The sequence below is a fragment of the Arthrobacter sp. M2012083 genome, from assembly GCF_000281065.1.
In the GTDB taxonomy this organism is placed as follows: domain Bacteria; phylum Actinomycetota; class Actinomycetes; order Actinomycetales; family Micrococcaceae; genus Arthrobacter.
In genome coordinates, this window is sequence record NZ_AKKK01000024.1 from 1 (window position 1) to 8,685 (window position 8,685).

Annotated in this window: 7 protein-coding genes; 6 read left to right on the forward strand and 1 reads right to left on the reverse strand. The window is 59.7% G+C overall.

The features are described 5' to 3' along the window. Nucleotides 1–127: 127 nt before the first annotated feature. Nucleotides 128–1,831 carry an amidohydrolase gene (locus A477_RS0112200; RefSeq protein WP_017199273.1) on the reverse strand — a complete coding sequence of 568 codons (1,704 nt, stop codon included), beginning with the start codon at nucleotides 1,829–1,831 and terminating at the stop codon, nucleotides 128–130. A 136-nt stretch (nucleotides 1,832–1,967) separates the two neighbouring features. Between A477_RS0112200 and A477_RS0112205 the strand changes: the two genes are divergently transcribed. The 6 genes from A477_RS0112205 (at nucleotide 1,968) to A477_RS0112230 (ending at nucleotide 8,258) form a co-directional block, all read left to right on the forward strand. Next, on the forward strand, nucleotides 1,968–3,203 hold the full coding sequence (locus tag A477_RS0112205; protein WP_017199274.1) for a helix-turn-helix domain-containing protein: 1,236 nt from the start codon (nucleotides 1,968–1,970) through the stop codon (nucleotides 3,201–3,203). A 155-nt stretch (nucleotides 3,204–3,358) separates the two neighbouring features. Beyond that, nucleotides 3,359–4,690, forward strand: a complete 1,332-nt coding sequence (locus tag A477_RS0112210) for an MFS transporter (RefSeq protein WP_017199275.1) — start codon at nucleotides 3,359–3,361, stop codon at nucleotides 4,688–4,690. Nucleotides 4,691–4,731: 41 nt separating this feature from the next. Further along, a complete protein-coding gene (locus tag A477_RS0112215; RefSeq protein WP_017199276.1) occupies nucleotides 4,732–6,024 on the forward strand; it encodes an ArgE/DapE family deacylase in 1,293 nt (430 codons plus the stop codon). Between the two features lie 54 nt (nucleotides 6,025–6,078). Beyond that, nucleotides 6,079–6,495, forward strand: coding sequence for a nuclear transport factor 2 family protein (locus A477_RS22290; protein WP_237715794.1), 417 nt, complete (start codon nucleotides 6,079–6,081; stop codon nucleotides 6,493–6,495). Between the two features lie 373 nt (nucleotides 6,496–6,868). Then, on the forward strand, nucleotides 6,869–7,297 hold the full coding sequence (locus tag A477_RS0112225; protein WP_017199278.1) for a VOC family protein: 429 nt from the start codon (nucleotides 6,869–6,871) through the stop codon (nucleotides 7,295–7,297). Between the two features lie 364 nt (nucleotides 7,298–7,661). Further along, complete coding sequence (locus tag A477_RS0112230) at nucleotides 7,662–8,258, forward strand: hypothetical protein (protein ID WP_017199279.1); 597 nt, start codon at nucleotides 7,662–7,664, stop codon at nucleotides 8,256–8,258. The last annotated feature ends 427 nt before the right edge of the window (nucleotides 8,259–8,685 follow it).

Genomic DNA, 8,685 nt, shown 5'->3' on the forward strand with positions numbered 1-8,685 from the left:
GGCGGGTGCCGTGGTCCTCGGCAGTGCCCGCCTGCCGGTCCACGCCTCCACCGTCCGTGGAGCCAAAGGAGGACATTGCCGCGAAGTCATCGAGGAAGTCGGAATAAGTTCTGCTCATGGTGTTTCCTTAGCTGTCAGTGCTGGATGAAGTGCTCAGCGCGGGTTCTAGCTCTTCAGTTCGGATGCGAGGAGGAAACGCATCCGCACCGAAGCGGATTTCCCCGCCCACCATGGTTGCCAGGACCTGGATGGCTCCGATGGCTGAGGGGACCACTTTGGTGGGGTCTTGGTCGAGGAACGCGAGGTCAGCCAAGTAGCCGCGGGACAAGCGGCCTTTCACGCCCTCGGCGCCCGTAGCTGCAGCCGATCCTGTTGTGTAGGCGGCCAGTGCCTCTGCGGCTGTGATCCTTTCGGCAGGACCGTAGACCGCCCCGGATGGTGTCAGCCTCTCCACGAAGGACTGCATGACATCGAGGGGGCGTCCGTTGGAGACAGGCCGGTCTGAGCTGCCAGGCAAAACCACGCCACGTGTCAGCAGGCTCTTGCCCGGGTAGGACCACGGTATGCGTTTCGGTCCGAGCAAGCGGGCCATCCCATCTCCGAACTCAGTGATGAAGTGCGGTTGGGGCACCAGCACAATCCCGGCCGAGGCGATCCGGTCCAGCTGCTCGGGTCGGACAACGCCTCCGTGCTCGATGCGGTTGGGCAGGGAGTTTAGGCCGAAGGTGTCCTGGGCTTCTGTCAGGATGTCGATTGCATGGTCGATTGCATGGTCGCCAATTGCATGCATGGCGACTGCCCAGCCGGCACTGTAAGCCTTGAGCGCCGTTTCGCGTAGCTTCGCCGCGTCCATCTGAAGATAGCCATGGTTGTGGGTGCAGCCGACATAATCTTCGGTGACATAAGCCGTGCTGCCGAGTAGCGAACCGTCGCTGAAGATCTTGACGGGGCCCAATCGGAGCCAATCATCGCCAAGGCCCGTACGTATACCGGTGTCCAGCCCGCTGGTCACTGAATCCGCTGTATGACCCTGCAACGGGTGCAGGGCATCGAGTACGATCATCGGCTGCATCCTGACGCTGAGGAGACCCTTGTCCTTGGCGTTCTGATAGGCCGCGAATTCTTGGGGCGAATGCCCGATCCAACCACCCGCAATTCCCGCATCAGTGACGCTCGTGATTCCCTCCGTCAAGTAATGGGATGTAGCCAGGTCCAAGGCGCGTTCGATGGTTTCCAACGGATAGGGCAGCAGGAGGTCCTGGACCAGCCGCATGGCATTCTCTTCCAGGAGTCCTGTGGGACGGCCATCCTGGCCTCTAACCACCGCGCCGCCGTCGATCCCGGCTCCAAAGTCTGCACCGTCGGCCTCGATCAAGGCCAACGCCACTCCATTGAGCGTGCAGGCGTGGCCGGAAGAGTGCTTGATCCACACGGGACGTCCGCCGGCAGCGGCGTCCAGCCGATCGCGGTCAGGTTGCTGGCCGTCGAGAAGGAGCGGGCTGAAGCCGGAGGCGACCACCCATTCATCGGGTTCCAGCGCGGCTGCGGCTTCCGCGATGACGTCGTAGACGTCCTCCAGGCTTTCCACCGTCCCGAGCCCTGCTTCCATGAGGCCCAGTCCGAACCACACGCTATGTGCATGAACGTCGTTGAAGCCCGGGACGATCGTAGCGCCCGCGGCGTCAATGACCCGGGCGGCGCGGGCAGCCATGCCGGCATCGGGATCGACATCAAGTACTTTGCCGTCGTGAATGAGCAGGCTCTCAGCTATGGGGCGGTCGGGATCCTGCGTCAGGATGTGGGCATTGCGGATCAGGAGATCTACGAGCATGAATCCTCTTTGATAGGGCCCGGGATTTCCGGAGCGTATGGGCCGACTCCCATTCAACGCTGGAAAAATGGCGACTTCAATGGACAAAAGACGCCGTCTTGCAGACAAAACTTGGGCGTTTGCCTAAAATCGAACCATGGTCCCTCATCTACCCGAAAGTGCTGGTTCCCTTTCCGCCCGCTCCCGGGTCTTCAACCCGCCGCCGTCAACCGAGCCGGAATGGACCAGCCTGATCGAACGCCTGTGGACGGAACGGGCGCTGCTGGTCGCTGACTTCCTGAAACGCTTCGCCGACATCTCCTACGGACAAGCACTGGTACCGGAGGAGGACGTCTACCGCACGGCAGAGGACACCATGGATCTGTTCTTGTTCCAGATGGCCGGAATGGAACTACCGCTGGACTTGCAGACCCTGCCCCGTGATGTTGCGAGACGCCGGGCCAGCCAGGGAGTCCCGCTTGATGCTTTCCTGGAGGCCATACGGAATGACTTCCGCGTCCTTTGGAAGGGGCTGGAGCGAGTTGCAGGGGAGTCCGGAATCGCCCTGCTGGTGGCCAATATGACCCGGGTCCTGGATACCGTGGAAGGATACGTCAGCAGTATCCAGCAGGCGTACGCCGAGGAGGAGGCGCGGCTGACCCGCAATAAGCAGCTCTACCGTCAGCGAATCTTGTCGCGCCTATTCAACAGCAATATAAGCGCCACCAGCGATGTAGGCATCCATAGCGATGCAGCGGCCGCAGCCGAGGTTAACGACATGGCTGCGGCATTGGGCGTGCAGGCCACCGACACTTTTGAAGTGTTGGGTGTAGCCGCAGGCAACATCGCTCAGGCCCAGCGCCAATTCGAGTCAGACTCCCGAGCGTTCCTTTACGAGAACGCCGGAGCCCTATACATCTTCCGTAAGCAGCGAAAGGGCAGGAGCTGGCGGGAGGCCGGACCGGATTTTCCGGCCGGGCACGTGCCGGATGTCCGGGGACTGGGTGGAGTGCCCTCAGCCGCCTCGGCCGCACTGGTACTGGCAAACCAGGGGGGTTCAGGCGTCGGTCTGGCAACGGTGGAGAATACCTGGATGGCCATCGCCTCCGCGCTCTTGGAGCAAACACTCCCGGGGTTTTCCCTTCACGTTACCGAAGCCCTGAACCGGTGCACACCCCACGAACGCCAGCGGCTGCTCCAGGTTGCCCGCATTTACGGACGAACCGGCTCCATCAAGGAAACCTCGGAGGAGCTCTACTGCCACAGAAATACCACCGTTAATAGGCTGCACAGCTTGCAGCAAGTCATTGGCTTGGACCTCACCATTCCTGAGGAAGCGGCACTGGCGCTGGTAGCCCTGAGTGGCTATGACGAGAAAACTAAGGCATTGTGATTTTGCACAAATAGCCGCAGCAAAGCGGGTGGATATTGTCATTGATGAGTGCGTTCTCACTGACCTAGTGTCGTAGATAACTCCCCAACCTACGGCCGGAGGCATCCCGGCGGTTGTATGCGAACTACACTCCACCCGTTCGAAAGGCTCACATCGTGACCACCTCACATCCCGTTCCTACCTCCGAGGGCGCCCCTCCGGTTATCTCCGGCAAGGACGCCGGAAAAATTGCCCGGGCCGCCTTCGTTGGCACCGCGCTGGAATGGTACGACTACTATCTCTTCGGCACCGCTGCAGCACTGGTTTTCAACCGGCTGTTCTTCACCAACATGGACCCAACCGCTGCCTTGCTGGCCTCCTTTGCCACGTTTGGCGTCGGCTTCGCTGCCAGGCCGCTGGGCGCCATGATCTTCGGTTACATCGGCGACCGGTTCGGACGCCGCCCAGCACTGCTCATCACCATCGTGATGATTGGCGTTGCTACCGCACTCATCGGCTTGCTTCCCGACTTCGGCAGCATCGGCTTGGCGGCGCCCATCCTCTTGGCGGTGCTACGCCTTGTCCAAGGATTGGCTGTCGGCGGTGAGTGGGGTGGCGCGGTAACCATGGCCGTCGAGCATGCCCCCGCCGAAAAGCGCGGCCGCTATGCAGCTCTCGTCCAGGTAGGATCTCCCGTTGCCACCCTGCTCGCGTCCGGCGCCTTCTCCCTGGTCCTGCTCTTCCCGTCTGAGGCCTTCGATGCCTGGGGCTGGCGTATTCCGTTCCTGTTGGCTTTCCCCATGCTGGGTGTTGCACTCTGGATTCGCCTCAAGGTTGAAGAATCTCCGATCTTCAAGGACTTGGTGTCCATGGGCGAGACGTCCAAGGTTCCGGCGTTCGAAGTCTTCCGGCATGCCAGCGGCCGATTGGTAGTGGCAGTCCTCGCCGCGTTGCTTGGTGTTGGTGGCTTCTACATGATCACCACCTTCGTCGTGAGCTACGGATCGAACACCCTCGGCATGGACCGCAACGTCATGGTTAACGCCACCCTGATAGCTGCTGTGGCACAGATCGTGGTTACCTTCTTCATGGGACGACTGGCCGAAAAGATCGGCCCCGGCAAGGTCACCATGTGGGGCGGCATTGCCAGTGCAATCATGGCTTTCCCTTTGTTCGCGATGATCGATACCAAGTCGCCACTGCTGATCACCCTTGCGATCACCGTTGGAATCATGCTGATTGCCATCGCATACGCCGTCAACGGTGCCCTGCTGACCGAGCTGTTCCCACCGAAGCTGCGGTACTCCGGAGTCGCCCTGGGCTATAACATCGCCGGTGCTACCAGCGGCTTCATGCCCTTGCTCGCCACCGCCATGCTCGGAGTGTCCGGCAACCAGTCATGGGGCGCTGCCCTGATTTTGGTCATCATCTCGCTGCTTACCGCGGTGGGCGGCTTCCTCGGGGAGCGCCTGCGCGTGGAGGACAAGCGCCTGGTACAGGACAACTAGGGGCCCCGGACAGCCTGACACCATAGCCAAGGAAACCGAATATGATCACCGACGAACAATCCCAGCGAATCCTCGACGCCGTCGATGCCGCCTTTGACGCCCAACTTTCCTTCACCCAGGAACTCGTCAAACACCCCTCGCTCCGCACCAAGGAGGGCAGCGCGCAGGAACTTCTCCATGCAGCCATGGCTGCCCGGGGCTTGGCGATGGACCAATGGGAACTGGACGCGGGGGAGCTTTCCACCCATTCGGGGCACGGAGCAGTGACCGTTTCATACGAGAATGTCACGAACGTTGTGGGCACGTACCAGCCCGTCTCTGGGACAGGGCGGTCACTCATCCTGAACGGCCACGTTGACGTCGTTCCGGAAGGCCCGGCCGAAATGTGGTCTCGTTCCCCTTGGGATGCCCCGATCATTGACGGCTGGTTATATGGCCGCGGCGCAGGTGACATGAAGGCAGGGCTCGCGGCGAACCTGTTCGCTTTCGACGCCGTTCGTGCTGCCGGCTTCGACCCCGCGGGGCGGATTCACCTCCAGTCGGTGGTGGAAGAAGAATGCACCGGCAATGGATCACTGTCGGCCCTGATGCGCGGCTACCGGGCCGACGCCGTCGTCATTCCCGAACCTGAGGAGGACATGTTGGTGCGGGCCAACGTTGGTGTCCTGTGGTTCAAGGTACGGGTATCCGGAAAGCCCACGCATCCGCGTGAAATGGGGTCGGGTTTCAACGCGATCGACGCCGCCTACACAGCCATTGCCGCGCTGAGGGAAGTGGAAGAGAAGTGGAACACAGAGCGGGCCAACCACCGCTACTTTGAAGATCTGGACCACCCCATCAACTTCAACTTCGGCGGCATAGTTGGGGGAGACTGGCCCTCCAGTGTGCCGGCTTGGTGTGAGTTCGACGTTCGCGCGGCGGTCTACCCGGGGATCAGTGCCGATCGAGCCTGGAGTGAACTTCAGGAATGCTTGGCCAACCTTGGTGGCGGAGAGAAGCCTATTAGTGCAGTTCCGACCAAAACAGGCTTCTTCGCCGAAGGTTACGTATTGGAACCGGGGAGCGACGCCGAAGCTTTGCTGGAGCGTACCCACGCACAGGTGTTCGGCACTGAACTGGACACCTTCACCACCCCAGGCTATCTCGACGGACGGGTTTTCACCCTCTACGCGGACACTCCCACGCTGGTCTACGGCCCGGTTTCAGAATCGATCCACGGGTTTGACGAGCGGGTCTCTGTGGAATCGATCCGACGGATCACCAAGAGCATCGCCTTGTTCATCGCGGAGTGGTGTGGAATCGACGAGAGCACGTCGCCTCATCAAGAAAACTGATTTTGGAAGCGCAAGCCATGGCGTAATCCGGTCCCCAAGAGGACAATGCCGATCATGGCTGAACAAATAGTCAGTGAACAAGGCTTCAATGAACAGGACGCCAACGAAGAAATCGTTAAGCGGCTGATCCACTGCATCAACAATCGCCGCATCGAAGTCATGGATGAGCTGTTCCACGACGACGCCGTGATGCATTGGCCCCAATCCGGGGAAGTGGTACGCGGTGCCGAGAATCGCAGGGGCATCTACAACGCTTTTCCGCAGCTGCCCACCATCACACCCCGGCGTCTGCTCAGCGGTGGCAACCTGGTGGTGGCTGAGGCGCTGCTGGACTACGGAGGACCCGCCTATGAAACAGTCTTCATCTTCGAATTTCGCGATCGCAGGATTGCCAAGGAGACCGCGTACTGGAGTGAGTCATTCGAGGCCCCGGAGTGGCGTTCGCAGTGGGTGGAAATCAATAGTACCTAGTTGCCTTCGCTCCTCAAGGAAAAACATTCTTCATCGAGGACAGTGAGGCCAACACCGTGGGCTTGGTGAGTCGGATACGCATATCGGGGGACTGGCAGGCGGCTGACCCGCCCCATCACCACGACGCGTGGTGCCGGGTGAGCGGTAGGCCGTTTCGCCGTCGGGCGTTGTATGGGCGATCTCACAATACTAGCCTCTGACAGGGGACAAGCAGTTCCCGGCGTCCCTGAGGAGCAACAGATGCAGAGGTTTTCCACCTGTTTATGGTTCCACGGGCGCGCGGCCGAAGCCGTGGGGGACAGGCGCCGGTAGGCGCTGTTAACATTGCCGCACGGTGACGTGCGACCATCACAACAATGAGGAGAACTGACCAATGACAACCCGCCTCAACCCGTACATTTCATTTCGGGATAACGCGCGCGATGCAATCACTTTCTACGAATCCGTCTTTGGCGGCGAACTTAACATCAGCACTTTCGGCGACTACCAGGCCAGCGAAGATCCGGCGGAGGCCAACAAGGTCATGCACGCAATGCTGGAAACTCCAGGTGGATTGACGTTGATGGCCGCTGACACGCCAAACGGCATGGAGTACAACCCCGGTGACAACATTTCAGTCTCCCTGAGCGGCGACTCAGCGGATGAAGCGGAACTCCGCGGGTACTGGGACAAACTGATCGACGGCGGCACCGTTACGGTCCCGCTGGAGATGGCGCCCTGGGGTGACGCGTTCGGAATGTGCGTAGACAAATTCGGCATCGGCTGGCTGGTCAACATTGCCGGAGAACATCAGGCCCAATAACAATGCTCGCAGCCGCCCGAAAGTCCGGCGGCGCAGAACAACAACAGGGATGCCTGTCCGGATGACCGGATGGGCATCCTTTTTGGTTCCCGGCCCGATCGAGCACATGACTGGGGCTAACCCTGCTTGTCACAGCGGCTGTTGATAGTGTCATAAATATTGTATGAAGTACGGAGAAAGTGAGATCGTTGTGTCAAGTTAACTAGAGATTAAGCCTTTGTAACCGTTCCACCTTTCCTTGTCGATGCAACACCTGCGTGATATCGTTTCGATTGCTATTGCATATGGGGGTTCCACAAGTTATTTGCGTAGCGGATTACTCCGTCATAAACGTAAATTTCCTAATTTATCTCAAGGGAAACAAATGAAAAAGACCATCACAACTCTCATGGTTACGGGAACAGTCATGTTCGCTGGTATTGCACCAGCCGTAGCCGGCACCTACCCGGCACCAGGCAATGAGCAAGGAACCGTCTCGGACGGCACGATTGACCGCGGTGAATCCATCACCTTCTCCGCCAGTGGATACATCCCAGGCGAAACCGTCAACATCACATTTGAGAAGCGGGGCGGCCCGCAGGGGAGCGCTCCAGCGAGCTTCAGCGTTGCCGCTGATGGTAATGGCGCCATCTCTACAAGCGTCACTTTCAAAGACGCCGGAAGCTACATGATCACTGCCGTTGGCTCGGAGTCCGGAGTCACTCGCTCTGCACGGGTGGCTGTAAACAACGGCAACCACGGACGCGGCAACAACGGCAATGGCGGGGGAAACGGCAACGATGCTTCCGATATCGTTGCTGTCTCCAGTGTCACGGACACTCATGCAGCAGCGGGGCCGGAGAAGGTGGCTGCTGATTCCGGCCTGATTGTTTGGGGGCTGGCTGGGGCAGGCGTCCTGGCGGCAGGTGCCACGTCAGTAGTGGTTGCACGCCGACGCTCCAGTGCCAAGCCTTCCGATTAGACATCTTTCATAAAAGGCCAGGTGGGCGTTTCCTTGAGGGAACGCCCACCTGTTTGTGTTGCAAACCGCCCAACGGTTGGGTACTGCAAGGCGGGAGGAAATTCGTCAATGAATAGGTCTGAAAATTCCCCTGAATTACCTGACCAGCTGAATTACCTCACCAGTTGAATTGAACTGATTTGTCAATATTGGAGCTGAACAGTAAAGGCGTTCAGCTAGTCTCATGCCCAAGCTTTTCAGGGTTGGTGCCCGTGTGGGACGTCGACGCCCTCAGCGGGCGGAGGAGGGTGCCATCACGCGGCAGTGGGGTCCAATCACGGCTTTACTTTACATAATGTAGATTATCGGCGTTATTGGAGTGTTTCCGGGCACCGGTTGGGACTGGCTGGCGTGGTCGCTGGGAATGCCTTCCGGAGCGACCACGCCA

Excerpts from the sequence above, each read along its gene's own strand:
- A477_RS0112200 (WP_017199273.1), bottom strand. The coding sequence starts at position 1,831 with ATGCTCGTAGATCTCCTGATCCGCAATGCCCACATCCTGACGCAGGAT.
- A477_RS22290 (WP_237715794.1), top strand. The coding sequence starts at position 6,079 with ATGGCTGAACAAATAGTCAGTGAACAAGGCTTCAATGAACAGGACGCC.
- A477_RS0112215 (WP_017199276.1), top strand. The coding sequence starts at position 4,732 with ATGATCACCGACGAACAATCCCAGCGAATCCTCGACGCCGTCGATGCC.
- A477_RS0112230 (WP_017199279.1), top strand. The coding sequence starts at position 7,662 with ATGAAAAAGACCATCACAACTCTCATGGTTACGGGAACAGTCATGTTC.
- A477_RS0112205 (WP_017199274.1), top strand. The coding sequence starts at position 1,968 with ATGGTCCCTCATCTACCCGAAAGTGCTGGTTCCCTTTCCGCCCGCTCC.
- A477_RS0112225 (WP_017199278.1), top strand. The coding sequence starts at position 6,869 with ATGACAACCCGCCTCAACCCGTACATTTCATTTCGGGATAACGCGCGC.